Source organism: Sphingomonas tabacisoli (assembly GCF_042678385.1).
Classification (GTDB): domain Bacteria; phylum Pseudomonadota; class Alphaproteobacteria; order Sphingomonadales; family Sphingomonadaceae; genus Sphingomonas_B; species Sphingomonas_B tabacisoli.
On the sequence record NZ_JBHUDY010000001.1, the window covers coordinates 1126726 to 1150452 of the forward strand.

The 23727-nt window shown below is 65.4% G+C and carries 26 protein-coding genes and 1 tRNA gene; 22 read left to right on the plus strand and 5 right to left on the minus strand.

Annotated features, from left to right (window positions below; translation table 11 throughout):
- The first annotated feature begins 29 nt into the window (after window positions 1-29).
- Window positions 30-920, plus strand: a complete 891-nt coding sequence (locus ACFSCW_RS06045; protein WP_380887903.1) for a DMT family transporter — start codon at window positions 30-32, stop codon at window positions 918-920.
- Window positions 921-976: 56 nt separating this feature from the next.
- On the plus strand, window positions 977-1609 hold the full coding sequence (locus tag ACFSCW_RS06050) for an N-acetylmuramoyl-L-alanine amidase (protein WP_465270206.1): 633 nt from the start codon (window positions 977-979) through the stop codon (window positions 1607-1609).
- Window positions 1610-1615: 6 nt separating this feature from the next.
- On the opposite strand, the gene ald is transcribed toward ACFSCW_RS06050, so the two are convergent.
- A complete protein-coding gene (gene ald / locus ACFSCW_RS06055) occupies window positions 1616-2716 on the minus strand; it encodes an alanine dehydrogenase (protein WP_380887905.1) in 1101 nt (366 codons plus the stop codon).
- Window positions 2717-2825: 109 nt separating this feature from the next.
- On the opposite strand from ald, the gene ACFSCW_RS06060 reads away from it, so the two are divergent.
- Window positions 2826-3293, plus strand: a complete 468-nt coding sequence (locus ACFSCW_RS06060; protein ID WP_380887907.1) for an Lrp/AsnC family transcriptional regulator — start codon at window positions 2826-2828, stop codon at window positions 3291-3293.
- A gap of 130 nt (window positions 3294-3423) precedes the next feature.
- The gene (locus ACFSCW_RS06065) at window positions 3424-5361 is read left to right on the plus strand and encodes a potassium transporter Kup (protein ID WP_380890029.1); all 1938 of its coding nucleotides are present in this window, start codon (window positions 3424-3426) and stop codon (window positions 5359-5361) included.
- 145 nt (window positions 5362-5506) lie between these two features.
- On the opposite strand, the gene ACFSCW_RS06070 is transcribed toward ACFSCW_RS06065, so the two are convergent.
- Window positions 5507-6223 carry a glutathione S-transferase family protein gene (locus ACFSCW_RS06070; RefSeq protein WP_465270202.1) on the minus strand — a complete coding sequence of 239 codons (717 nt, stop codon included), beginning with the start codon at window positions 6221-6223 and terminating at the stop codon, window positions 5507-5509.
- On the opposite strand from ACFSCW_RS06070, the gene ACFSCW_RS06075 reads away from it, so the two are divergent.
- Window positions 6222-6695 carry a 2'-5' RNA ligase family protein gene (locus ACFSCW_RS06075; RefSeq protein WP_380887909.1) on the plus strand — a complete coding sequence of 158 codons (474 nt, stop codon included), beginning with the start codon at window positions 6222-6224 and terminating at the stop codon, window positions 6693-6695. The two genes, ACFSCW_RS06070 and ACFSCW_RS06075, sit on opposite strands and share 2 nt — an antisense overlap.
- Window positions 6696-6814: 119 nt before the next feature.
- Here the strand turns inward: ACFSCW_RS06075 and ACFSCW_RS06080 are convergent, their stop codons facing one another.
- On the minus strand, window positions 6815-8047 hold the full coding sequence (locus ACFSCW_RS06080) for an NAD(P)/FAD-dependent oxidoreductase (RefSeq protein WP_380887911.1): 1233 nt from the start codon (window positions 8045-8047) through the stop codon (window positions 6815-6817).
- A 111-nt stretch (window positions 8048-8158) separates the two neighbouring features.
- Here ACFSCW_RS06080 and ACFSCW_RS06085 point away from each other — a divergent pair.
- Window positions 8159-8235: transfer RNA gene (locus ACFSCW_RS06085), tRNA-Met, on the plus strand.
- Between the two features lie 4 nt (window positions 8236-8239).
- On the opposite strand, the gene ACFSCW_RS06090 is transcribed toward ACFSCW_RS06085, so the two are convergent.
- Window positions 8240-8959: a DUF72 domain-containing protein gene (locus ACFSCW_RS06090; protein ID WP_380887913.1), complete on the minus strand. Its 720-nt coding sequence runs from the start codon at window positions 8957-8959 to the stop codon at window positions 8240-8242.
- 3 nt (window positions 8960-8962) lie between these two features.
- Here ACFSCW_RS06090 and thiE point away from each other — a divergent pair, with 3 nt between their 5' ends.
- The gene (thiE, locus tag ACFSCW_RS06095; protein WP_380887915.1) at window positions 8963-9625 is read left to right on the plus strand and encodes a thiamine phosphate synthase; all 663 of its coding nucleotides are present in this window, start codon (window positions 8963-8965) and stop codon (window positions 9623-9625) included.
- 5 nt (window positions 9626-9630) lie between these two features.
- Here thiE and ACFSCW_RS06100 read toward each other — a convergent pair whose 3' ends face one another.
- A complete protein-coding gene (locus tag ACFSCW_RS06100) occupies window positions 9631-9825 on the minus strand; it encodes a hypothetical protein (RefSeq protein ID WP_380887917.1) in 195 nt (64 codons plus the stop codon).
- 160 nt (window positions 9826-9985) lie between these two features.
- Here ACFSCW_RS06100 and ACFSCW_RS06105 point away from each other — a divergent pair, with 160 nt between their 5' ends.
- The 15 genes from ACFSCW_RS06105 to nuoI all read left to right on the plus strand — a co-directional run bounded on the left by ACFSCW_RS06105 (window position 9986) and on the right by nuoI (window position 23589).
- On the plus strand, window positions 9986-10972 hold the full coding sequence (locus tag ACFSCW_RS06105; RefSeq protein ID WP_380887919.1) for a L,D-transpeptidase family protein: 987 nt from the start codon (window positions 9986-9988) through the stop codon (window positions 10970-10972).
- A gap of 4 nt (window positions 10973-10976) precedes the next feature.
- A complete protein-coding gene (locus ACFSCW_RS06110) occupies window positions 10977-11576 on the plus strand; it encodes a M23 family metallopeptidase (RefSeq protein WP_380887921.1) in 600 nt (199 codons plus the stop codon).
- Window positions 11577-11615: 39 nt separating this feature from the next.
- Window positions 11616-12179, plus strand: coding sequence for an elongation factor P (gene efp / locus ACFSCW_RS06115; RefSeq protein WP_380887923.1), 564 nt, complete (start codon window positions 11616-11618; stop codon window positions 12177-12179).
- Window positions 12180-12294: 115 nt separating this feature from the next.
- Window positions 12295-13095, plus strand: a complete 801-nt coding sequence (locus tag ACFSCW_RS06120) for an inositol monophosphatase family protein (protein ID WP_380887925.1) — start codon at window positions 12295-12297, stop codon at window positions 13093-13095.
- Between the two features lie 178 nt (window positions 13096-13273).
- Window positions 13274-13651 carry an NADH-quinone oxidoreductase subunit A gene (gene ndhC / locus ACFSCW_RS06125; RefSeq protein ID WP_380887927.1) on the plus strand — a complete coding sequence of 126 codons (378 nt, stop codon included), beginning with the start codon at window positions 13274-13276 and terminating at the stop codon, window positions 13649-13651.
- Window positions 13642-14193 carry a NuoB/complex I 20 kDa subunit family protein gene (locus ACFSCW_RS06130; protein ID WP_380887929.1) on the plus strand — a complete coding sequence of 184 codons (552 nt, stop codon included), beginning with the start codon at window positions 13642-13644 and terminating at the stop codon, window positions 14191-14193. The genes ndhC and ACFSCW_RS06130 overlap by 10 nt, the downstream gene beginning before the upstream one ends.
- 111 nt (window positions 14194-14304) lie before the next feature.
- Window positions 14305-15204: an NADH-quinone oxidoreductase subunit C gene (locus tag ACFSCW_RS06135; RefSeq protein WP_380887931.1), complete on the plus strand. Its 900-nt coding sequence runs from the start codon at window positions 14305-14307 to the stop codon at window positions 15202-15204.
- Entirely contained in the window at window positions 15197-16432 is a 1236-nt protein-coding gene (locus ACFSCW_RS06140; RefSeq protein ID WP_380887933.1) for an NADH-quinone oxidoreductase subunit D, read from the plus strand. Before ACFSCW_RS06135 ends, ACFSCW_RS06140 begins: the two co-directional genes overlap by 8 nt.
- A gap of 228 nt (window positions 16433-16660) precedes the next feature.
- The gene (locus ACFSCW_RS06145) at window positions 16661-17332 is read left to right on the plus strand and encodes a complex I 24 kDa subunit family protein (protein ID WP_380887935.1); all 672 of its coding nucleotides are present in this window, start codon (window positions 16661-16663) and stop codon (window positions 17330-17332) included.
- Between the two features lie 147 nt (window positions 17333-17479).
- Window positions 17480-18775 (plus strand): NADH-quinone oxidoreductase subunit NuoF, encoded by a 1296-nt coding sequence (gene nuoF, locus ACFSCW_RS06150; RefSeq protein ID WP_380887937.1) that lies wholly within the window; start codon window positions 17480-17482, stop codon window positions 18773-18775.
- Between the two features lie 44 nt (window positions 18776-18819).
- On the plus strand, window positions 18820-19020 hold the full coding sequence (locus tag ACFSCW_RS06155; RefSeq protein ID WP_380887939.1) for a hypothetical protein: 201 nt from the start codon (window positions 18820-18822) through the stop codon (window positions 19018-19020).
- Between the two features lie 74 nt (window positions 19021-19094).
- A complete protein-coding gene (locus ACFSCW_RS06160) occupies window positions 19095-19766 on the plus strand; it encodes a hypothetical protein (RefSeq protein ID WP_380887941.1) in 672 nt (223 codons plus the stop codon).
- Between the two features lie 140 nt (window positions 19767-19906).
- Entirely contained in the window at window positions 19907-21910 is a 2004-nt protein-coding gene (gene nuoG, locus ACFSCW_RS06165; RefSeq protein WP_380887943.1) for an NADH-quinone oxidoreductase subunit NuoG, read from the plus strand.
- 150 nt (window positions 21911-22060) lie between these two features.
- On the plus strand, window positions 22061-23107 hold the full coding sequence (nuoH, locus tag ACFSCW_RS06170) for an NADH-quinone oxidoreductase subunit NuoH (protein WP_380887945.1): 1047 nt from the start codon (window positions 22061-22063) through the stop codon (window positions 23105-23107).
- Window positions 23104-23589, plus strand: a complete 486-nt coding sequence (gene nuoI / locus ACFSCW_RS06175; protein ID WP_380887947.1) for an NADH-quinone oxidoreductase subunit NuoI — start codon at window positions 23104-23106, stop codon at window positions 23587-23589. The genes nuoH and nuoI overlap by 4 nt, the downstream gene beginning before the upstream one ends.
- Window positions 23590-23727: the final 138 nt, after the last annotated feature.

Here is a 23727-nt window from a genome sequence, read left to right on the forward strand (position 1 = left end):
CGCGCGCCGGCGCCGCTAGAGCCGCTTGCGTGACCCAGCTTCAGCCCCGGCTCGGACCGCGCGACCTGATCGTCGCGGCGGTGATGAACCTGATGTGGGGGCTCAACATCATTGCCGTCAAAATGGCCGTCACGGAAGTCCAGCCGTTCACCGCCGCGTTTCTGCGTCAGGCGATCGTGCTGGCGGTCTGCATCGGCTGGCTGAGGATCGTGCCCGGCAAGATGCGCGCGCTGTTGGGCCTGGGGCTGCTGACCGGCGGGCTGTTCTTCCTGGTCATCAACCTTTCGTTGGTCGTCGCGACCAATGTCAGCGCGTTGGCGATCGCCGGACAGCTCGGGGTGCCGTTCTCGATGCTGCTGGCGGTGCTGGTGCTGAAGGAGCGCATTCGGGTCTATCGGATCGTCGGCGTTGCGCTCTCGCTGCTCGGCGTCGGCATTTTGGTGTTCGATCCCGCCGTTCAGCACGAGCTGGCAGGCATCGCCCTGACGGCGCTGTCGAGCGCGATATGGGCTTTCTCGTCGCTGATTCAGCGGAGCCTGAAGGGCGTGCCGGTGTTGACCATCTATGGCTGGATCGGCTTGGTCGGAACCCTGGTGCTGGCGCCCGCGGCGCTGGTCTTCGAGCCGCAGGGCTTTGCCGCCCTGCCGCACATCCCCTTGAAGAGTTTTGGCTGGGTGGCGTTTTCCGCGATCGGCTCCACGCTGATCGGACACGGATCGATGTCCTGGCTTTTGCAGCGCCATCCAGTCGCATCGGTTACGCCGCTGACGCTCGCGTCGCCGGTGCTGTCGGTCGCGTTCGCGTCCTGGTTCTTCGCCACGCCCTTGACGTGGATCATGATTTTGGGCGGTGTGATCGCGCTCACCGGGGTCGCGATCATCACGATCCGCTCCGCCAGGGCAGGGGAGAGCCGCGCTTGAGAGAGATCATCGACGCGCCGTCGCCGAACTTCGACGAGCGTAGCAGCCCCATCTCCATGATCGTGCTGCATTATACGGGCATGCAGGACGCCGCTTCGGCGATCGAGCGGCTGCGTGACCCGGAAGCGAAGGTTTCCTCCCACTATGTCGTGACCGAGGACGGGCAGGTGCTCCGCCTGGTGCCGGAGGAAAAGCGAGCCTGGCACGCCGGTCGCTCCCATTGGCGCGGCATCACCGACGTCAATTCGGCCAGCATCGGCATCGAGATCGTCAATCCGGGCCACGAGTTCGGATACCGGCCATTCCCCGAAGAGCAGATCGATGCGCTGATCCCGCTCGTCCACGGCATCAAGGAGCAGTACGGCATCACGCGTGGCAATGTCGTCGGCCACTCCGACGTGGCACCGGCGCGCAAGCAAGACCCGGGCGAGCTATTCCCCTGGTATCGGCTGGCGAAGCTGCGTCTCGCATTGCCGCGGCCGACCAAAAATCTAATGGACCCCGGCTGGAGCGACGCCGGTTTCCTGCTCGCGCTCGAGCGCTTCGGCTATGAAGTCACCGATCCGCTGGCCGCGACCGTGGCGTTCCAGCGGCGATTCCGCCCCGAACTGATCGACGGGACGATCGACGGCGAGTGCCGGGCCATTCTCCTCGCCCTGCTGCTGCCGAAGCCGCAGGGCGAGGACTAGGCCTGATCAGAACGCGACGTATTCGAGTCCAAGCGCTTCCGCGACGGCCTTGTGGCGGATCTCGCCGCGCATCACGTTGAGGCCGTTGGCGAGGTGCTGGTCGGCGCGCATCGCGGCTTCCGCCCCCAGGTTCGCGAGCTTCAGCGCGAAGGGCAGCGTGGCGTTGTTGAGCGCGAAGGCCGAGGTGCGGGCGACCGCGCCCGGCATGTTGGCCACGCAGTAGTGGATCACGCCGTCGACCTCGAAGACCGGGTCTTGATGGGTTGTCGCGTGGCTGGTTTCGAAGCAGCCGCCCTGATCGATCGCGATGTCGACCATCACCGATCCGCGCTTCATCGTCTTGACCATCTCGCGGGTGACGAGCTTCGGTGCCGCCGCACCGGGCACCAGCACCGCGCCGATCACCAAATGGGCGTTGCGGACCGCCGCCGCCACCGCCGCTTTCGAAGCGAACGCCGTCTTGATCTGGTTCGAGAAGAACATGTCGAGTTCGGCGAGGCGAGCGTTGTTGATGTCGTAGATCGTCACGTCGGCGCGCATGCCGACCGCCATCTGCGCCGCGTTCACGCCCGAGACGCCGCCGCCCAGGATCGCGACCTTGGCCGGCGCCACGCCCGGCACGCCGCCGAGCAGCACGCCGCGGCCGCCTTGTTCCTTTTCGAGATAGTGGGCGCCGACCTGGACCGACATGCGGCCGGCGACTTCCGACATCGGCTTCAGGAGCGGCAGCGAGCCGTCGCGGGCGGTCACCGTCTCATAGGCGATGCAGGTGGCGCCGGACTTGATCAGGCCCGCAGCCTGCTCGGGATCGGGCGCGAGGTGGAGATAGGTGAAGAGCAGGTGGCGCGGCTCGAGCAGGGCGATCTCCTGGGCCTGCGGCTCCTTGACCTTCACGATCATGTCGCTCTGCGCGAAGACCTCGGCGGCGGTGGGGACGATGCGGGCGCCGGCCTCGACATAGTCCTGGTCGGAGAAGTCGATGCCGTCGCCGGCCTTGGTCTCAACCACCACTTCATGGCCCGCGGCGACCAGCTCGGCGACCGAGGGCGGAGTGAGGCCGACGCGATATTCGTGGTTCTTGATTTCCTTCGGAACGCCGACGCGCATGTTGCCCTCCTCGTTGCAATAAGATCGGCGCCTCATACCCCGAATCGGCTATGCGAATCTGTGCAAAGAGTGTTGCTCGAAAGGCAAAGCCGTGCATAGATTCGCGGCAATGGATAAAATCGACCGAAAAATCCTGAAAATTCTCGCGACCGACGCCCGCGCGGCGGTGAGCCATGTCGCCGAGAATGTCGGCCTGTCCCAATCGGCCTGCACGCGCCGCATCCAGGCGCTGGAGGCGTCGGGACAGATCACCGGCTATGGCGCGCGGCTGGGGCACAAGACGCTGGGCTTCCACGTGACGGCCTTGGTCGACATCACGCTGTCGACCCAGGTCGAGGAAGACCTTGCCCGGTTCGAGCGCGCGGTCTCCGAGATCGACGGCGTGGTCGAATGCGCGCTGATCTCCGGCGCGCACGACTACCGGCTGAAGATCGTCGCCAAGGACCTGGACGATTACGAGCGGCTGCACCGCGAGCATCTGGGCCGCTTGCCGGGCGTGACCACGATCAGTTCGAGCTTCGTGCTCCGCTCGGTGCCGACCCGGAGCGAGGCCGACGCATTGTTCGGCGCGGGCTGAAGGGCCATATTGCGGGGCCTCCGGGCGCGTGCTAGGCGCGCGCGCCGCGTTCGTGGGGGCCAAGGACGCTTTTGTTCGTTATGCACATGATGCCAGTTTTCAACGATCCATTGCTGCCGTGAGCACCGGCATTTCAGATGCGGCGACCATCACGGGCGCCGTACCGGAAAGCACGTCGGTCGAGCAGCACGGCCACGGGCATGACGGATTCCTGAAGCTGGCGATCGGCGCGGTCGGCATCGTCTTCGGCGATATCGGCACCAGTCCGATCTATGCATTCCGCGAGACCTTCGCGGGCCATCATCCGCTGACGCCCGACCGCTTTCACATCTTCGGCGTGCTGAGCCTCGTCTTCTGGTCGATGATGCTGATGGTGACGCTGAAATACGTCGCCGTCATCATGCGCGCCGACAACAAGGGCGAAGGCGGCAGCCTCGCGTTGCTGGCGCTGATCAATCGCAGCACGCCGGGCAAGCGCTGGAGCACCTCGATCGTGCTGCTGGGCGTGTTCGCGACGGCGCTGTTCTACGGCGACAGCATGATCACGCCCGCGATGTCGGTGCTGTCGGCCGTCGAGGGACTGACGGTGGTCGAGGCGCGGTTCGAGCCGCTCGTGGTGCCGCTCGCGGTCGGCATCCTCGTTTTCCTGTTCTTCATCCAGTCGCGCGGGACGGCGGCGGTCGGGCGTTTGTTCGGGCCCGTTATGCTCGTCTATTTCACGGTCATCGCGGCGCTTGGGCTGTCCCACATCATCCGCGACCCCTCCGTGCTGTTCGCGCTCAATCCCTGGCACGCGATCCACTTCTTCGTCAGCGATCACGTTCGCGCGTTCCTCGCGCTCGGCTCGGTCGTGCTCGCGGTGACGGGCGCCGAGGCGCTGTATGCGGACATGGGCCATTTCGGGCGCAAGCCGATCGGCGGGTCCTGGCTGGTTTTTGTGCTGCCCGCGCTGATGCTCAATTATCTGGGGCAGGGCGCGATGGTGCTGGCGCTGCCGCCAGGCGAAGCGCTGCGGACGATCGAGAATCCGTTCTTCCTGCTGGCCCCGGAAGCGCTGCGGCTGCCGCTGGTGATCTTGGCGACCTTCGCGACGATCATCGCCAGCCAGGCGGTGATTTCGGGCGCCTTTTCGGTGACACAGCAGGCGATCCAGCTTGGCTTCATCCCGAGGCTTCGGATCACGCACACCAGCGCCTCGACCGCGGGCCAGATCTACATCCCCGTCATCAACTGGGCGCTGATGACGATGGTCATCCTGCTGGTCCTGTTCTTCCGGTCCTCGTCGAACCTTGCGGCGGCCTATGGCATCGCTGTCACGGGCGCGATGGCGATCGACTCGTGCCTGATCGCGGTGGTGCTGTTCACGCTGTGGAAGTGGAACAAGGTGGCCGCCGGGGCCTTGCTCGCTATCTTCTTCACCGTCGATTTCGCCTATCTGGCGTCGAACCTGACCAAGGTGCCGCAAGGCGGCTGGTTCCCGCTGCTGATCGGCCTGATCGCCTTCACCTTGCTGACAACGTGGGACAAGGGACGGCGGCTGATGATCGAGCGGCTGCGGGAAGCGGCGATGCCGGTCTCCATCTTCATCGAGTCCGCCGCGACCTCGGCGACGCGCGTGCCGGGCACGGCGGTGTTCATGACGTCGACGCCGGACGGCGTGCCGCACGCGCTGCTGCATAATCTGAAGCACAACAAGGTGCTGCACGAGCGGGTGATCCTGCTGACCGTGAAGATCGCGGACGTGCCCTATGTCGAGCAGCAGACGCGCTGTTTGCTCGAGCCGCTCGGCCATGGCTTCCACCGGCTGGTGATCAAATACGGCTTCATGCAGGAGCCGGACGTGCCGGCAGCGCTGAAGCAAGTCACCGGTTGCGGCGAAGAGTTCAAGATGATGGACACCAGCTTCTTCCTGGCGCGCCAGACGCTGCTCGCCTCGGCGCGGCCGGGGATGGCGATCTGGCGGGAGAAGCTGTTCGCGTGGATGCTGCGCAATGCGGAAAGCGCGATGGAATTCTTCAAGCTGCCGACGAACAGAGTCGTCGAGCTGGGGAGCCAGGTGGAGATTTAATCTAACCCCCTCCCCATTGGGGAGAGGGTCGACTCGCGCTTGCGAGCGCGAGCGGGGAGAGGGGACCGTGGTACAGCGCCCGGGCCCCTCTCCCGCTCGGCCCCGCAGGGCCGAGTCGCCCTCTCCCCGGAGGGAGAGGGTTTGGTCAGGCCAAAATCTTCCTTGCCCGTTCGACGAACTCTTTGCGGGCCTCGTCGGTCATTTCGGGGCGGGGCGGAATCTGGACGCCGCGCTTCACCGCGTCGCGCCCGCCGATCCCGTCGGCCCAGGCCTTTAGATGCGGGTGGTTGTCAAGGGTGAGGCCCGGCCATTCATAGGCACGCACCCAGGGCCAGCAGGCGATGTCGGCGATGCTGTATTCGTCTCCGCCCAAATAGGGCGAGTCCGCGAGCCGTCCGTCCATGACGCCGAACAGGCGGTAGCTTTCCCGCTCGTAGCGATCGATCGCGGACGGGATATGTTCGGGGAAATAGCGCTTGAAGACGTTGAGCTGCCCCATCATCGGGCCGAGGCCGCCCATCTGCCACATCAGCCACTGGATGACGGTGCTGCGGCCTTTCGGGTCGCTGGGCAGAAATTTGCCTGCCTTGTCCGCCAGCCAGATCAGGATCGCGCCCGATTCAAACACCGGGAAGCCGTCGTCGACGATCGCCGGAATGCGGCCGTTCGGATTGATCGCGAGGAACTCCGGGCTCTTCTGCTGCTGCGCCGACATGTCGATGAAATGCGGCGTGTATTCCAGCCCGCACTCCTCCAGCATGATCGAGACTTTGTAGCCGTTGGGCGTGGCGGCAGTGTAGAAGTCGATCATCCGGCAGTCTCCCGAGGAAAGCTTGTCCGCACCGATCATCGTCACGGCCATGCTTGGCGCAAGCGATTTCGCCTGGGCAGATAGGTTGCGCCGCGCGCATTTCCCACCCGACCGCAACCTGGTGCCGGCTCACATCACTTTGTTTCACCATCTGCCGCCGGGGGTCGCGGACGAGCTGAAGGATCAGCTCAAGGCCGAAACGCGGGCGAAGGCGCCGGGCGCGCGGCTGGCGGGGCTCAGGCATCTTGGACGCGGCGTTGCCTATGAGGTGCACAGCCCGGACCTGGAAGACATTCGGGAACGGCTCGCCGACCATTTCGCGGGGCTGCTCATTCCGCAGGACCAGGCGCCGTGGCGGCCGCACATCACGGTCCAGAACAAGGTTGAGCCGAAGGTGGCGAAGGCACTGCTTGACGAGCTGCAGACGGGGTTTGCGGTCCGGCCGCTGCAGATCGTGGGGCTGGCCAGCTGGTGGTATCGCGGCGGGCCGTGGGAGCGGATGGGGGAGCATCGGTTCCGTTAAGCCCCTCCCCTTCAGGGGAGGGGTTGGGGTGGGAAAGTGCCGTTTCGCAATAAATTCGGAGTTTTGCTCGGCCTGTCGGCCGAACACCCACCCCAACCCCTCCCTTAAAAGGGAGGGGCTTAGGTCAGCAGCTCCTTCAGCGGTTTCGACGCATCCGAGAGAAGCGACGGGTCGATTTCCGCACCGACTTCGACCAGCTTGCGGCCTTGGACATAGTCCTTGGTCGCGTTGACGCAGTCGAGAGCGGTGACGCGTCCCTGCTTCAGGTAAATGACCGAGAAGCTGCGGGTCTCGGGATCGCCGCGCAGCACGGTGTCGTCATGGCCGACCGACAGGCCGACGGTCTGCAGGCGAAGATCGTACTGGTTGGACCAGAACCAGGGCACGGCGTGATAGGCGACGTCCTCGCCGATGATGGTCTTGGCGACCAAAGTCGCCTGATCGTTCGCGTTCTGCACCGATTCGAGCCGCATGCGCGCGCCGCCGGCGAACGGGTTCTCGTGCGCGGCGCAATCGCCGATCGCGAAGATGTCGGGCAGGCTGGTCCGGCACTGCGCATCCACGTTGACGCCATTGCCGCCCTCGGCGCCGGCGGTCAGCAGCGGCTCGACTTCGGGAATGATGCCGATGCCGACGATTGCGAGGTCGGCGGCGACCATCTCGCCATCGGCGAGGCGGACGCCGGCGAGCTTGTTGCCGTCAGCGTCCAGCTCGAACGCCTCGACCTGGGCGCCGAGCCGGAGGTCGACGCCGTGCGCGCGGTGCTCGGCCTCGTAGAAGCGCGAGAGGCGTTCGCCGGCGACGCGGGCGAGGACGCGGGGCAGTGCTTCGAACAGGCTGACGCGCTTGCCGAGCTTCGAGAGCACGGCTGCCGCTTCCAGCCCGATATAGCCGCCGCCGACCACGGCAACGCGCTCGACGCGATCGAGCTTTGCCATGATGCCGTCGACGTCGGCGCGGTTGCGGACGAAATGCACGTCGACGCAGTGCGCGCCGGGGCAGGGAAGCGGACGCGGGCGACCGCCGGTCGCCCAGATCAGCTTCCCATAGCCGATCCGCTCGCCGGCGTCGGTGCCGACTTCGTGGAGTTCCGGATCGACGGTCAGCACGCGCTGGCCGGGCAGCAATGTCACGTTACGCTCGGTCCAGAATTTCTCCGGGCGGATCAGGATGCGCTCGAAGCCCTTTTCGCCGGCCAGATAGTCCTTGGAAAGCGGCGGCCGCTCATAGGGAAGCTCCGGCTCTTCGCCGAGAAGGGCGATCGAGCCCTCGAAATGCGCCTGACGAAGCGCGATCGCGGCCTGTGCGCCGCCATGTCCTGCCCCCACGATCAACACATCGTATCGAGTCATTCCGCCTCCCTCTCGCGGGGCGGATAAGCCGGGAAGCGTCGAGGATTGCAAGAGGCATCGGACCTTGTTGACCCCTGCCGAGGCCTTACCTATAGGGCCGCACCTGCCTGGGGCGGAGTAGCTCAGTTGGTTAGAGCAGCGGAATCATAATCCGCGTGTCGGGGGTTCAAGTCCCTCCTCCGCTACCATTCCTCACATGCCCGCCAGCGACTTGAGCGCGGTTGCGTCCGCGATCGCGTCGGCGTGGATGTCGTTGTTGAAATAGGCCCAGGCGCGGCGGCCTTGCGCTTCCTGTTCGCGGAGCCATTGGGCCCAGCCGGAGAGCGTTTCCTCTGAATAGCGGCCCCAATATTTGCCGGTGCTGCCGTGGAAGCGGACATAGGCGGCGCGGCCGGTGGCGGCGCGATGCGGAGCCTGGCCGGGCATGTCGTGCGAGCAGAAGCCGACACCGGCTGCATCGAGCAGCTCCAGCACTCCGTCGGCGAGCCAGCTTGGCTCCCTGAATTCGAAGACGTGCGTGAGATCGGGCGGGAGCAGGGCGATAAAGCTCGTCAGCCGCTCGCGATTGAAGCGCAGGTTCGGTGGGAGCTGATAGAGGATGGGGCCAAGCGCAGGCGCGAGGTGGCGGGCGCGACCCAGGAACCGCGCCATGCTTTCGTCGCAGTCCTTCAGCTTGCGCATATGGGTGATGAAGCGCGGCGCCTTGATCGCGTAGCAAAAGCCGGGCGGCGCCTGGTCGCGCCATTTCGCGAAGGTGGGCGCTTCGGGCAGCCGGTAGAAGGTGGCGTTGACCTCGACCGTGTCAAAGTGGCGGGCATAGTGTTCGAACCAGCGCTTGACGGGCAGGCCCTCCGGGTAGAAGGCCCCGCGCCAATGCCGGTAGTTCCAGCCCGAGCAACCGATACGGATCACTCAATGCACAACGAATCGTTCGCCGAACTGTTCGCGCGGGATGAAGAGCGCGGACCGTGCCAGCTTTACCTGATCTCGCCGCTGGATGTGGGCGGGGACTTTCCGGAGCGGCTGAAGCGGGCGCTCGACGCCGGCCCGGTCGCGGCGTTCCAGTTCCGCGTGAAGGGTGTCGACCAGCACAAGGCGGCGGTGCTGGCCGAGCCGCTGCTGGCGATCTGCCGCGAGCGGGACGTCGCTTTCATCGTCAACGATTCGATCGCGCTCGCCAAGCGGCTGGGCGCCGACGGCGTGCATCTGGGGCAGGACGACGGCGATCCGCGCGACGCCCGGCGCGAGTTGGGTCCGGGCGCGCAGATCGGCGTTACCGCGCACGACAGCAAGCATTTGGCGATGGAAGCAGGCGAGGCGGGGGCCGACTATGTCGCCTTCGGCAGCTTCTATCCGACGACGACCAAGGACGTGCGGCACTTTCCGGACCCGTCGATCCTTGGCTGGTGGTCCACGATCTTCGAGATACCGTGCGTCGCCATCGGCGGCATCACGCCCGAGAATGCGCAACCGCTGATCGACGCGGGCGCGGATTTCCTGGCGGTGAGCGGGGCGGTGTGGAACGCACCGGAAGGCGAAGCCGAAGCGGTGAGGCGGTTCGTGGCGCTGCTGGGCTAGCGCATCTACGCCGCGCGGGGCGGGTGGTGCGGATCGTTCGAATAGAGGTAGCGCGCTTCGAATTGCTCGAGGCTTGGACAGCCGGTCGGACGGCTGCCGTGAGCTTCGCCGGAAGCGGCAGAGGGCATCCAGCCGAACTGGCCCGCGGCCGGTGGCACCGGCACGGTTCGGCTACGGATCGGCTTTACGACATCTGACACGCGACGCGCTCCCTGACGCGGCAGATACGTGCGCCTTGACGCTACGTATTGCATGAATGCGACGAAAGTGCCGGGCGGATCGACCAAGCCGTTCATTTCTGGCCCGGAAAGAATTTCGCGCGGTTGCGTTGGGCCTGCTGTGAGCAGGAGTAACATAGGCGTGAAACAAATCTTGGCAGTGGCCGCGCTGGCGGCGTCGGCAACGGTCTTCGCTCAGGGCGCCTCGCCCGCGGGGATCGACCTGACGGTGATGCAGGCGCAGGTCGCGCTCGACAAGGCCGGCTTTTCGCCCGGCGTGATCGACGGCAAGTCGGGCGCTTCGCTGCGCCGTGCGCTGAGCGGCTTTCAGAAGGCGCGCGGCCTGAGCGTCAGCGGCAAGATCGACGATGCGACCCTGAAGGCGCTGGGCGCAGGCGATCCTGCTTCGGCCGTAACAACGGTCCAGATCGCGCCGGAGGACATCGCCGGCCCGTTCACCAATCCGATCCCGAAGGAACCGGCGGACCAGGCCAAGCTGCAATGCCTCTGCTACCGCACGCCGTTGGAGAAGCTCGCCGAGCATTACCACACAACCCCGGCGACGCTGATGGCGCTGAATAGCCCTGACACCCCGCTGAAGGCGGGCCAGTCGATCAAGGTGCCGGCGGTGGTGCCGGGTTCACGCGATTATGCCGGCGTGAAGGACGAAGGCTGGCGGCGCACGCTGGCCGACCTCGGCGTCAATGCGCAGCAGCCGCAGGGCGACAAGGTCGTGGTCGACAAGTCCGACGGCGTGCTCCGCGTCTTTTCCGGCGACAAGGTCGTTGCCCAATTCCCGGTGACGATGGGATCGCAGCACGATCCGCTGCCGATCGGAAGCTGGAAGATCAAAGGCTTCTCGTACAACCCGAAGTTCCATTATAACCCCGACCTATTCTGGGATGCGAAGCCGGGCGACGAAAAGGCGACGCTGCCGGCCGGGCCGAATGGGCCGGTGGGCGTGATCTGGATGGACCTGAGCAAGGAGCATTACGGCATCCACGGCACGCCCGAGCCGCAGACGATCGGCCGCACCGAAAGTCATGGCTGCATCCGCATGACGAACTGGGACGCGGCAAGGTTGTCGCTGATCGTGAAGCCGGGCACGCCGGCCATCTTCCAGGAGTAGCCGCTTGAACCGGTTCGGCTGGCTGCTGCTGCTGATCTTCATTCTGGGCGCCATCGCCTTTGCGACGATGATGACCGGATCGCCTGAAAAACCGGCCGCGCAGGCGCCGGCACCCGCGGCCACGCCGACGGCGACGCCAACCGTGGCGATCCGCAGCATCAGCGGGCTCGTCATTCCGGTCGCGGGCGTTCGGCCCGAGCAGTTGACCGACACCTGGGGACAGAGCCGCGGCGGCGGGCAGCGCGAGCATCACGCGATCGACATCATGGCGGCACGCGGCACGCCGGTCGTCGCCGCGGCGCCTGGGCGAGTGGAGAAGATCTTCGAGAGCAGGAACGGCGGCCACACCGTCTATGTGCGGAGCCCTGATGGCGCGATCGTCTATTATTATGCCCATCTTGACGCATATCGGCCGGGGCTTGCCGAGGGGCAGCAGGTGAAGAGCGGCGACGTGATCGCGGCTGTCGGCTCGACAGGCGACGCCAGCCCCGAAGCGCCGCATCTCCATTTCGAGATCAAGCGGATGGGGGCGGGCGAGGGCTGGTGGCAGGGACAGGAGGTCAATCCCTACCCGCTGCTTGCCGGACAAGCTGCCGCCCGCTAAGGCGCGCCCCACTTTCCAGTCTTTCTCAAGAGTAGAACCATGAAGATCAGCGGCGTGGACATCCGTCCCGGCAACATCATCGAATATGAAGGCGGCCTGTGGCGCGCGGTGAAAATCCAGCATACCCAGCCGGGCAAGGGCGGCGCCTATATGCAGGTCGAGATGAAGAACCTCATCGACGGCCGGAAGACCAACGTCCGCTTCCGCTCCGCCGAGACGGTCGAGCGCGTGCGGCTGGACACCAAGGATTTCCAGTTCCTGTTCCGCGACGGCGACCAGCTGACCTTCATGGACAAGGATACCTACGACCAGATCACTTTGCCCACCGACATGCTGGGCGACGAAGTTGCGTTCCTGCAGGACGGCATGGATGTCGTTCTGGAACTGCACGAAGATCGGCCGATCTCCGTCCAGCTGCCCGACCAGATCGAAGCGACGATCGTCGAGGCCGATGCGGTGGTGAAGGGGCAGACCGCTTCGTCCAGCTACAAGCCGGCCGTGCTCGACAACGGCGTCCGCGTCATGGTGCCGCCGCACATCGCGAGCGGAACCCGGATTGTGGTCGACGTGTATGAGAAGACCTACGTGAAGCGGGCGGATTGATGCGGTTCCCCTCCCGCTTGCGGGAGGGGTTAGGGGTGGGCCTGAACTGACCCGCTCCGAAACATAACGATCCCACCCCCGGCCCCTCCCGCAAGCGGGAGGGGAGGAGAAATAGATGCCATCCCATTCCGGTCTCCTCACCGTCATGGAGCGCGCCGCGCGCAAGGCGGGGCAGCGCTTGCGGCGCGACTTCAACGAGGTTTCGCACCTGCAGGTCTCGCGCAAGGGGCCGGCGGACTTCGTGTCCAAGGCCGACCAGCAGGCCGAGCGGACATTGTATGACGAGCTGAAAAAGGCGCGGCCCGACTGGGGCTTTCTGCTGGAAGAAGCCGGCGAGATCGAAGGCGATCCGTCGAAGCCGCGCTGGATCGTCGACCCGTTGGACGGCACCAGCAATTTCCTGCACGGAATTCCCCATTTTGCGATCTCGATCGCGGTGCAGGAGCCGTCGGGCGAGATCACCAGCGGCATCGTCTATCAGCCGCTGACCGACGAAAGCTTTTGGGCGGAAAAGGGCAGGGGCGCCTGGCTGCAGGACCAGCGGCTGCGCGTCTCGTCGCGGCGCGACCTGGCGGACTCGCTGATCGCTACCGGCATCCCGTTCAAGGGGCATGGCGACATGGGCCAGTGGGGCCGCATCTTCAGTGCGGTCGCGCCCGAAGTCGCGGGCATTCGCCGCTTTGGTTCGGCCGCGCTCGACCTCGCCTGGGTGGCGGCCGGGCGTTACGACGGCTTCTGGGAATCCGGGCTGAAGCCCTGGGACGCGGCAGCGGGTATCCTGCTCGTGCGCGAGGCCGGCGGCTTCGTCACCGATTTCCGCGGCGGCGACCGCGCGATGGAGCGAAGCGAGTTCCTCGCCGCCAACGACGCGCTCCATTCGCGCCTGCACAAATTGGTCGCCGGCGCGCTGCGCTGAATGCTGTTTTTCCCGTCATTCCCGCGAAAGCGGGAACCCAGCTTTCTTGTGGCCCTTCGGGCGGCTGGATCCCCGCTTTCGCGGGGATGACGAAATAACGGGCGCATGGCCCGAGGCAGTTGCGCCTTGCAGCGTCGCGGCCTAGATGCGCGCCCAAGTCTGTCTCGGAGTTTCCCCAATGGCGTCGGTCGCCGCCGGCTATCTGCCGATCCTGTTGTTCCTGGGCGTCGCCGTGCTCCTGTCGAGCGCGTTCGTTTTCCTGCCGATGATCGCATCGCGCTTCACCGGATCGCACCAGCCTTATCCGGAAAAGCTCAGCGAATATGAGTGCGGTTTCCCGGCGTTCGAGGACAGCCGCAGCCAGTTCGACGTGCGCTTCTACCTCGTCGCGATCCTGTTCATCGTGTTCGACCTGGAAGCGGCGTTCCTGTGGCCCTGGGCCGTCTCGCTGTTCAAGGTGGGCTGGGCGAGCTGGATCGCGATGATGGTGTTCCTGGGCGAACTGGTGCTCGGCTATATCTATGCGTGGAAGAAGGGAGCGCTGGAATGGGAGTGATGCTCAGCCCGGCCGAGAACGTCTTCCCGCCCGAGGGCAAGCTTCCCGACCAGAATTATTTCAATGATCTCAACTCCGAGCTGACCGACAAGGGCTTCCTCGTCACCTCGACGGAAGACCTGTTCCAATGGGCGCGGACGGGGTCGCTGTGGTGGATGACGTTCGGCCTTGCCTGCTGCGCGGTCGAGATGATCCACGTCAACATGCCGCGTTACGACCTTGAGCGGTTCGGCGTGGCGCCGCGCGCCAGCCCGCGCCAGTCGGACGTGATGATCGTCGCCGGCACGCTCTGCAACAAGATGGCCCCGGCGCTGCGCCGCGTGTACGACCAGATGTCGGAGCCGCGCTATGTGATCTCGATGGGATCGTGCGCGAACGGCGGCGGCTATTATCATTACAGCTATTCGGTGGTGCGCGGCTGCGACCGCATCGTGCCGGTCGACATCTACGTCCCCGGCTGCCCGCCGACCGCGGAAGCGCTGCTGTACGGGATCATGCAACTGCAGCGGAAAATCCGCCGCGAAGGGACGATCGAGCGGTGAGTGCATTCTCCAAAGCCGTTCGCCCTGAGCTTGTCGAAGGGCTGCTTTTCGTTCTTCCGGACATGAAAGAAGGGCAGGGCTTCGACAGGCTCAGCCCGAACGGAGTTTTTTGTGCTTAGCCCGGCACCGAAAGTCGCCTCGAACGACGGCGTGATCGCGGCGATCCGGCCGACGCTGGGCGCGGCCGTGATCGAGGCCGTCGAGCGCGTCTATGAAGTGACGTTCACGGTCGAGCGCGCCGCGATCGTCGACGTGCTCCGCACGTTGCGAGACCAGTTCGGCTATCAGCAGCTGATGGAGATCGCCGGCGTCGACTATCCGTCGCGGCCGGAGCGGTTCGAGGTGGTCTACCACCTGCTGTCGCTGACCAAGAACCACCGCGTCCGCGTCAAGGTCTCGACCGACGAGGACACGCCGGTGCCGAGCGTGACCGGGCTGTGGCCGGTCGCCGGCTGGCTGGAGCGCGAAGTGTACGACATGTACGGCGTGCTGTTCGACGGCAATCCGGACCTGCGGCGCATCCTGACCGATTATGGCTTTCGTGGCCATCCGCAGCGCAAGGACTTTCCGCTGACCGGCTATGTCGAGATGCGCTATTCCGAAGAGCATAAGCGCGTGATCTACGAGCCGGTGAAGCTGGCGCAGGATTTCCGCGCGTTCGACTTCACTTCGCCCTGGGAAGGTGCGGACTATGTGCTGCCGGGAGACGAGAAGGCTTCGCCCGAGGCTAAAGGCGCGCCGACGCCGCTCACCGCCGACCAGATCGCCAAGGCCGGCACGGTCAATGTGACCGACAAGCCGCCGGTCGAGCAGGCGAAGACGACGGAAAGCCCGGCCCAGACCGGCGCCGGCCAGCCGCATCCGGGCAACAAGCCGGAGGAAAAGCCGCTGCAGGCGAGCGGCGCTCCTGCCGAGCCGCCGGCCGAGGCCGGCAAGCCGGAGACGGGCGAGCCGGTGCCACCCAAGACGGCGCGCAAGCCGCGCAAGAAGCCGGAGCCGAAGAATGGCTGACGCAATCGACCTGATCGATGCGCGCGAGCCCGCGCAGCCGGACACCGCCGGCGACATCGACATCCAGAATTACACGATCAACTTCGGTCCGCAGCACCCGGCCGCGCACGGCGTGCTGCGCATGGTGCTGGAGCTGGACGGTGAGATCATCGAGCGGGTGGACCCCCATGTCGGCCTGCTCCACCGCGGCACTGAAAAGCTGATCGAGAACAAGACCTATCTGCAGGCGCTGCCGTATTTCGACCGGCTGGATTACGCCTCGCCGATGAGCCAGGAGCACTCCTACGTGCTCGCGGTCGAGAAGCTGCTCGACCTGGAAGTGCCGCTCAGGGCCCAGTATCTGCGCGTGCTGTTCGCCGAGCTGACCCGGATCAAGAACCACACGCTGAACCTCGGCTCCCACGTCATGGACGTCGGCGCGATGACGCCGAACCTGTGGCTGTTCGAGCTGCGCGAAGACATCATGCAGTTCTACGAGCGGGCGTCTGGCGCGCGGATGCACGCGGCCTGGTTCCGGCCCGGCGGCGTCCATCAGGACGTGCCGCTGAAGCTGCTCGCCGATATCGGCGACTGGGTCGACAACCGGCTGCCGCGGCTGTTCGAGGACGCGATCAGCCTGGTCGCCGACAATCGCATCTTCAAGCAGCGCAACGTCGATATCGCGATCGTGTCGAAGGAAGACGCGGTGGCCTGGGGCTTTTCCGGCCCGATGATCCGCGGCTCGGGCATCCCCTGGGATCTGCGCAAGTCGCAGCCCTATGACGCCTATGCGCGGATGGATTTCGAGGTGCCTGTGGGCACCCGCGGCGACTGCTACGACCGGTTCATGGTGCGGGTGGAGGAAGTCCGCCAGTCGGCGCGGATCATCCGCCAGTGCCTGAACGAGATGCCGGACGGGCCGATCGCCAGCTTCGACCGCAAGGTGGTGCCGCCTAAGCGCGGCGAGATGAAGCGATCGATGGAAGCGCTGATCCATCACTTCAAGCTGTACACCGAAGGCTTCCACGTGCCGGAAGGCGAGGTCTATGTCGCGACCGAAAGCCCCAAGGGCGAGTTCGGCGTGTACCTGGTCAGCGACGGCACCAACAAGCCGTGGCGCTGCAAGATCCGCCCGACCGCGTTCAGCCACCTCCAGGCGATGGACTTCATGTGCAAAGGCCACATGCTGGCCGACGTGACCGCGATCCTTGGCGCGATCGACATCGTGTTCGGGGAGTGTGACCGGTGAGGTTGATCAGGATCGCGAGGATCACGATTCTCGTCAGCTTGGCGGTGTGGATCGGGTGTATAGCTGTTCCGCTGATTGCGTCATGGCTTGGTGACACCGATGGCGTGATGTTTTGGGCGGGTGTTCCCGTAGCCTTCTTGGCTGTGGTCGGTCTTGCGGCAGGAGCCGCTCTCCACATCGTCGCGCGGTCAATGCTTTTTGTCAGGCGCCGCAACAACGAGCATCTGAATGGCTGACGCAGTTCAAATTCCCGATGAGGCCGAGACGCGCGCGCGTTGGGGCGCGTTCGCGTGGAACGAGGCGAACGCCGCGACCGCGAAGGACGTGATCGCGCGCTATCCGGCCGGGCGGCAGCAATCGGCGGTGATGCCGTTGCTGGACCTCGCCCAGCGGCAGGTGGGCGCCGAGACGAACACGCAAGGCTGGCTGCCGATTCCGGTGATCGAGTTCGTCGCGGCCCAGCTCGATATGCCGTTCATCCGGGCGTACGAAGTCGCGACCTTCTACACCATGTACAACCTAGCGCCGGTCGGCCGCTATCATGTGCAGGTGTGTGGGACGACGCCGTGCATGCTGCGCGGCTCCGACGATGTGATGCGGGCTTGCAAGGATCGCGGCATGAAGAAGGGCGCGACGACAGCCGACGGGCTGTTCACGCTCTCCGAAGTCGAGTGCCTGGGCGTGTGCGCCAATGCGCCGATGGTCCAGATCAACGACGATAATTACGAAGACCTGGATTACGACCGCACGCTTGCCGTGATCGACGCGCTCGCCAGGGGCGAGACGCCGAAGCCGGGCTCGACCATCGGCCGCCAGACCAGCGCGCCGGAAGGCGGCCCGACCACGCTGACGGCGATGGTGGGTGAGAACCATGATTATCGTTCGGAGTGGGCGGCGTGAGCGGGTTACGAGAAATCCTCCCCGGGACGGGGAGGGGGACCATGCGCAGCATGGTGGAGGGGGCCCTCCACCTGCACCGGTCCCGCGGCCCCCTCCACCACGCGCTGACGCGCGCGGTCCCCCTCCCCGTGCCGGGGAGGATTTAAGATGCTCGCTGACAAGGACCGCATTTTCACGAACCTGTACGGCTTTCAGTCGTGGCACATCGATGCCGCGATCAAGCGCGGGGATTGGGACAATACCAAGGACCTGATGGCGCGCGGGCAGGACGCGATCATCGAGGAAGTGAAGGCCTCGGGCCTGCGCGGGCGCGGCGGCGCCGGCTTCCCGACCGGCATGAAGTGGAGCTTCATGCCCAAGGAACCGAAGCCGGGCAAACCGAACTTCCTCGTCATCAACGCCGACGAATCCGAGCCCGGCTCCTGTAAGGACCGCGAGATCATCCGCCACGACCCGCACAAGCTGGTCGAAGGCGCGCTGATCGCCGGCTTCGCGATGCGCGCGCGGGCGGCGTACATCTACATTCGCGGCGAATATATCCGCGAGGCGGAGACGCTCTTCGCGGCGGTGGCCGAAGCCTATGACAAGGGCTTTCTCGGCAAGAACGCCTGCGGTTCGGGCTATGACTTCGACGTGTTCGTCCACCGCGGCGCCGGAGCCTATATCTGCGGCGAAGAGACGGCGATGCTGGAGAGCCTGGAAGGCAACAAAGGCCAGCCGCGCCTGAAGCCGCCGTTCCCGGCCGGGGCCGGGCTGTATGGCTGCCCGACCACCGTCAACAACGTCGAATCGATCGCGGTCGTGCCGACGATACTGCGGCGCGGCGCGGCCTGGTTCGCGGCGATCGGCCGGCCGAAGAACGAAGGCACCAAGCTTTTCCAGATCAGCGGCCATGTGGAACGCCCATGCGTGGTCGAGGAAGCGATGAGCATCCCGTTCCGCGAGCTGATCGAGAAGCATTGCGGCGGCATCCGCGGCGGCTGGGACAATCTGCTGGCGGTGATCCCGGGCGGCTCCTCGGTGCCTTTGGTGCCCGCCGCACAGATCATCGACTGCCCGATGGACTTCGACGCGCTGAAGGATCTGAAATCGGGCCTCGGCACCGCGGCGATCATCGTCATGGACAAGTCCACCGACGTGGTCCGCGCGATTTCGCGCCTCAGCTATTTCTACAAGCACGAAAGCTGCGGCCAATGCACGCCGTGCCGCGAAGGCACCGGCTGGATGTGGCGCGTGATGGAGCGCCTGCGCGAAGGCAATGCCGAGATCGAAGAGATCGACATGCTGGAGGAAGTGACCAAGCAGGTCGAAGGCCACACGATCTGCGCCCTGGGCGACGCCGCCGCATGGCCGATTCAGGGCCTTATCAGGCACTTCCGTCCGGAAATCGAACGCCGTATCATCGAGCGGCGCGGGGAGGGCTTCGCGCAAGCAGCGGAATAGGCTGGCGAAAGGCTCTGGAAGGGTGTCCGCTCTAAGCGGAGGCCATGATCCGGCGCCTCACCATCTTGATGATCGAAACCGCCATGCTCGTTTCCGGGGCCGTGGCGTTGATCTATTCGATACGGCTTGCCGTGTCGCAAGTGCTTCCGGTCGGGTGGTTCTGGGGCGGAGCGGTGGCGATCTTCTTCGCTCCTGTTGCCCTGGCTGGCGCGCTGAGGCTGCTCGACCCTAAAACTGCGCGCTGAACCGGCATAATCGCCCCTCTTTTCAACCGCCTCGACGCGGCGCATGATGCGCGTCCGTTGTCAGGGAGGATCGAATGGGGAAGCTTTTGGTCGCTGCGGGTGTTCTTTCCGCGGTCGCGTTCGCTGCACCCGCGCTCGCCAGTAGCGAAAGCCCGGCGCAGGCGGGCGTGCAGCTCGGCAAGTGCATCGTGAAGAGCGATCGCGGGTCGGCGATCTCGATGTTGAAGACGCTGCCCCTGACCGGTGGCGAGGTCGACTGGTCTTCAGTGTCGCTGGGCGCGGCCGCATCCTGCCGCGACGGGAATACGCCGCCGGTCAGCGTGACCGCGCTCCGCGGCGGCATCGCGCAGGAGCTCTTCAAGCGCGATTTCGTCGAATATGGCGTGCAGCCGCACCGCGCGATCCCCGATCTCGCCCGGTTCGACTTGCCGGTCGAGAAGAACACGATGGGCGTCGAGGACCCGACCAAGACCTTGTTCCTGACCGCCGATTGCGTCGCACGGTCGAATCCGCAGGGCACGGAGAAGCTGATCAAGGCCGAGCCCGGATCGGACCAGGAAATGAAGATTTTCGAGAGCCTGTCGCCGTGGCTGTCGGCCTGCCAGGGCGCGAACAAGATGGCCTATGGCCGCACCGATCTGCGCAGCGCGATCGTTCAGGCGGCGTATCATGTCTCCCAGCGCTATTGGGCGGGCGAGATGACCTATGCGGGGCCTGCGTACCGGCCGGAAGGGGTGCGCCCTTAATCCGTTTGCTTCGAGCGAAGTCGAGAAGCGGAGCTTGGCGTTACGCAGGTTTCTCGACTTCGCTCGAAACGAACGGTGAATGCGGTGTTGCCCCCGCCATAACCCCCGTCTAGAGGCTCCGCCCGGAGCTTCTGTTCGTTATGCCTAAACTCACTGTCGACGGGATCGAGGTCGAAGTCCCCCAGGGTGCGACTGTCCTTCAGGCCTGCGAAGCCGCGGGCAAGGAAATCCCGCGTTTTTGCTATCACGAGCGGCTGGCGATCGCCGGCAATTGCCGCATGTGCCTGGTTGAGGTGAAGCCCGGGCCGCCCAAGCCGCAGGCGAGCTGCGCGCTGCCCGCCGCCGACAATCAGGACGTCCGCACCGACAGCCTGATGGTCAAGAAAGCGCGCGAAGGGGTGATGGAGTTCCTGCTCATCAATCACCCGCTCGATTGCCCGATCTGCGATCAGGGCGGCGAGTGCGACCTGCAGGACCAGGCGATGGCCTATGGCCGCGGGCACAGCCGGTTCGACGAGAACAAGCGCGCCGTCACCGACAAATATATGGGCCCGATCATCAAGACATCGATGAATCGGTGCATCCAATGCACGCGCTGCGTGCGCTTTGCCGAGCAGGTCGCGGGCGTCGAGGAAATCGGCGCGATCGGCCGCGGCGAGAACATGCAGATCACGACCTATCTGGAAAAGACGCTGACCAGCGAGCTTTCGGGGAACGTCGCTGACCTGTGCCCGGTGGGCGCGCTGCTGCAAAAGCCCTACAGCTTCGAGGCGCGGCCGTGGGAGCTGAAGAAGACGCCCTCGATCGACGTGCATGATGCGGTGGGCTCGAACGTCCGCCTCGACAGCCGCGGCCGGCAGGTGATGCGCGTGCTGCCGCGGATCAACGAGGACGTGAACGAGGAGTGGCTGTCGGACAAATCGCGTCATGCGATCGACGGCATGGTCCGCAGGCGTCTCGACCGGGTGTTCGTGCGCCGCGACGGCAAGCTCGTGCCTGCGACCTGGAACGAGGCGTTCGCGGAGATCGCGCAGCACGCGGGCGGCAAGATGGCGGCGATTGCCGGCGATCTGGTCGATTGCGAGACGATGTACGCAGCCAAGGCGCTGCTGCGCTCGTTCGGATCGGAGCTGCTGGAAGGGCGGCAGACCGGCATGGACTATGACGTGTCCAGCCTCGCCGCGGTCAATTTCAACACGACGATCGCGGGCATCGAGGATGCCGATGCGATCCTGCTGGTCGGATCGAACGTCCGGGTCGAAGCGCCGTTGGTCAACACGCGCATCCGCAAGGCGGTGCGGCGCGGGGCGAAGGTGTTTGCGATCGGGCCGGAGACGGACCTGACCTACAAGGTCGAATGGCTGGGCAACGATCTTGGGCTGCTCGGGAAGCTGCCAGAGGCTGTGGCCGAGGCGTTCGGCGCGGCGAAGCGGCCAGCGGTGATCGTGGGCGGCGGCGGGCTGAAGGCGGGGGCGCTTGGCGCGGCGCTGGCGCTGGTCGAGCCGCTGAACCTGGTGCGTGAGGGCTGGAACGGCTTCAACGTGCTGCATCTGGCGGCGAGCCGGATGGGATCGCTGATGCTCGGCTATGGCCAGAAGGGCGGGATCGCCGACGTGGTCGCGGCCAAGCCGAAGCTGACCTTCTTCTTGGGCGCCGACGAAGTCGATTTCTCGCAGTTCGCCAAGAGCTTCAAGGTCTATATCGGCCATCATGGCGACAAGGGCGCGCACGCTGCGGACGTGATCCTGCCGGCGGCGTCCTATGTCGAAAAGAGCGGCACCTATGTGAGCACCGAAGGCCGCGTGCAGGTCGCCCAGCAGGCGGTGTTCGCGCCGGGCGAAGCGCGCGAGGACTGGAAGATTTTCCGCGCGCTCTCCGATGTGCTGGGCAAGCCGCTGCCGTTCGACACGTTCGAGGGGCTGCGTGCCGCGATGATTGCAGAAGTGCCGGCGCTCGGCCGTGACGGCGAGTTGGCCGGCTATGAATGGGCTATTCCGTCGCTCGCGGCCGACGCCTCGGGTCCCGTCGGCTATCCGGTCGGCGATTTCTACATGACCAACGCCATCTGCCGCGCGAGCCCGACAATGCAGCGCTGCTCCGCCGAGATCGTCCACGGGCAAGAGTTCGCGGAGGCGGCGGAGTGAGTGCACAGCTTGAAATCCTCCCCGGAACGGGGAGGTGGCAGCCCGAAGGGCTGACGGAGGGGGCCCAGTCGTCCGCTCCATCCCAAGCGACGGGCCCCCTCCACCACGCGCTGCGCGCGCGGTCCCCCTCCCCGTCCCGGGGAGGATTTTATGACTGACTTCTTCGCTTCCTATCTCGGCTATGAAGGCGGCTGGTTCGTCGCGACGCTGATCGGCATCCTGCTGATCGCGCTGCCGCTGATGCTGGCCGTCGCGATGATCATCTACGCCGACCGCAAGATCTGGGCCGCGATGGCGCTCAGGCGCGGGCCCAACGTGGTCGGTCCGTTCGGCCTGTTGCAGAGCTTTGCCGACGGCCTGAAGGTGTTCCTGCAGGAGACGATTATCCCGTCGGCGGCCAATCGCGGACTGTTCCTGCTGGCGCCGATCATTACCTTCACGGTCGCGCTGGTCGCGTGGGCGGTGATCCCCTTCGGGCCGACCGCGGTGCTGGCGAACATCAATGTCGGCCTGCTCTACATCCTCGCGATCTCCTCGCTCGGCGTTTACGGGGTGATCATCGCGGGCTGGTCGTCCAACTCCAAATATCCCTTCTATTCGGCGCTGCGTGCGGCAGCGCAGATGGTCTCCTACGAAGTCTCGATCGGCTTCGTGCTGATCTCGGTCGTGCTGTGGGCGGGGACGTTCAACCTGCAGGGCATCATCGCCGCGCAGAAAGGGCTGTACGGCTTCGTCAACGGCTTCGGCTTCAACCCGCTGCTGTTCCCGATGTGGGTGGTGTTCCTGATCTCCTCGATGGCCGAGACGGCGCGCACGCCGTTCGACCTGACCGAAGCGGAATCGGAGCTCGTCGCCGGCTACCAGACCGAATATTCGTCGATGGCCTTCGCGCTGTTCTGGCTCGGCGAATACGCGAACGTGCTGCTGATGTGCGCCCTGAACGCGGTGCTGTTCTGGGGCGGCTGGCTGCCGCCGATCGACTGGGCGCCGCTCTACGCCGTGCCGGGCATCCTCTGGCTGTTCGCCAAGATCCTGTTTTTCTTCTTCGTGTTCAGCTGGGTGAAGGCGACGGTGCCGCGCTATCGCTACGACCAGCTCATGCGGCTCGGCTGGAAAGTCTTTCTGCCGCTGTCGCTGTTCTGGATTTTCATCGTGTCGGGATTCCTGATGCTCACCCGTTACGGAGCCGGCGCATGAGCCTCGCCCATTACATCAAGACCTTCACGCTTTGGGAATTCCTGAAGGCGCATGCCTTGACCTTGAAGTATTTCTTCAAGCCCAAGGCGACGATCAATTACCCCTATGAGCGCACGCCGCTCTCGCCTCGTTTCCGCGGCGAGCATGCGCTGCGCCGCTATCCGAACGGCGAAGAGCGCTGCATCGCGTGCAAGCTGTGCGAGGCGGTGTGCCCGGCGCTGGCGATCACGATCGAATCGGAACCGCGCGAGGACGGCAGCCGCCGCACCACGCGCTACGATATCGACATGGTAAAGTGCATCTATTGCGGGCTGTGCCAGGAAGCCTGCCCGGTGGATGCGATCGTCGAGGGGCCGAACCTGGAGTTCGCGACCGAGACGCGCGAGGAGCTGATCTACACCAAGGAAAAGCTGCTCGCGAACGGCGACCGTTGGGAGCGGAGCATTGCCGGCAACCTTGCCGCCGATGCCCCCTATCGGTAAGCGGCGCGCCATGCTCGATTCAGCCGGAAAAATCCTCCCCGGAACGGGGAGGGGGACCGCGCCGCGAAGCGGCGTGGTGGAGGGGGCCCCCTCCGTCAGCCCTTCGGGCTGCCACCTCCCCGTGCCGGGGAGGATTTG

Coding starts and splice junctions, on each gene's coding strand:
- ACFSCW_RS06050 (WP_465270206.1), top strand. CDS start 977: ATGATCGTGCTGCATTATACGGGCATGCAGGACGCCGCTTCGGCGATC.
- ald (WP_380887905.1), bottom strand. CDS start 2,716: ATGCGCGTCGGCGTTCCGAAGGAAATCAAGAACCACGAATATCGCGTC.
- ACFSCW_RS06060 (WP_380887907.1), top strand. CDS start 2,826: ATGGATAAAATCGACCGAAAAATCCTGAAAATTCTCGCGACCGACGCC.
- ACFSCW_RS06075 (WP_380887909.1), top strand. CDS start 6,222: ATGCTTGGCGCAAGCGATTTCGCCTGGGCAGATAGGTTGCGCCGCGCG.
- ACFSCW_RS06070 (WP_465270202.1), bottom strand. CDS start 6,223: ATGGCCGTGACGATGATCGGTGCGGACAAGCTTTCCTCGGGAGACTGC.
- ACFSCW_RS06080 (WP_380887911.1), bottom strand. CDS start 8,047: ATGACTCGATACGATGTGTTGATCGTGGGGGCAGGACATGGCGGCGCA.
- thiE (WP_380887915.1), top strand. CDS start 8,963: ATGCACAACGAATCGTTCGCCGAACTGTTCGCGCGGGATGAAGAGCGC.
- efp (WP_380887923.1), top strand. CDS start 11,616: ATGAAGATCAGCGGCGTGGACATCCGTCCCGGCAACATCATCGAATAT.
- ACFSCW_RS06120 (WP_380887925.1), top strand. CDS start 12,295: ATGCCATCCCATTCCGGTCTCCTCACCGTCATGGAGCGCGCCGCGCGC.
- ndhC (WP_380887927.1), top strand. CDS start 13,274: ATGGCGTCGGTCGCCGCCGGCTATCTGCCGATCCTGTTGTTCCTGGGC.
- ACFSCW_RS06130 (WP_380887929.1), top strand. CDS start 13,642: ATGGGAGTGATGCTCAGCCCGGCCGAGAACGTCTTCCCGCCCGAGGGC.
- ACFSCW_RS06140 (WP_380887933.1), top strand. CDS start 15,197: ATGGCTGACGCAATCGACCTGATCGATGCGCGCGAGCCCGCGCAGCCG.
- ACFSCW_RS06145 (WP_380887935.1), top strand. CDS start 16,661: ATGGCTGACGCAGTTCAAATTCCCGATGAGGCCGAGACGCGCGCGCGT.
- nuoF (WP_380887937.1), top strand. CDS start 17,480: ATGCTCGCTGACAAGGACCGCATTTTCACGAACCTGTACGGCTTTCAG.
- ACFSCW_RS06155 (WP_380887939.1), top strand. CDS start 18,820: ATGATCCGGCGCCTCACCATCTTGATGATCGAAACCGCCATGCTCGTT.
- ACFSCW_RS06160 (WP_380887941.1), top strand. CDS start 19,095: ATGGGGAAGCTTTTGGTCGCTGCGGGTGTTCTTTCCGCGGTCGCGTTC.
- nuoG (WP_380887943.1), top strand. CDS start 19,907: ATGCCTAAACTCACTGTCGACGGGATCGAGGTCGAAGTCCCCCAGGGT.
- nuoH (WP_380887945.1), top strand. CDS start 22,061: ATGACTGACTTCTTCGCTTCCTATCTCGGCTATGAAGGCGGCTGGTTC.
- nuoI (WP_380887947.1), top strand. CDS start 23,104: ATGAGCCTCGCCCATTACATCAAGACCTTCACGCTTTGGGAATTCCTG.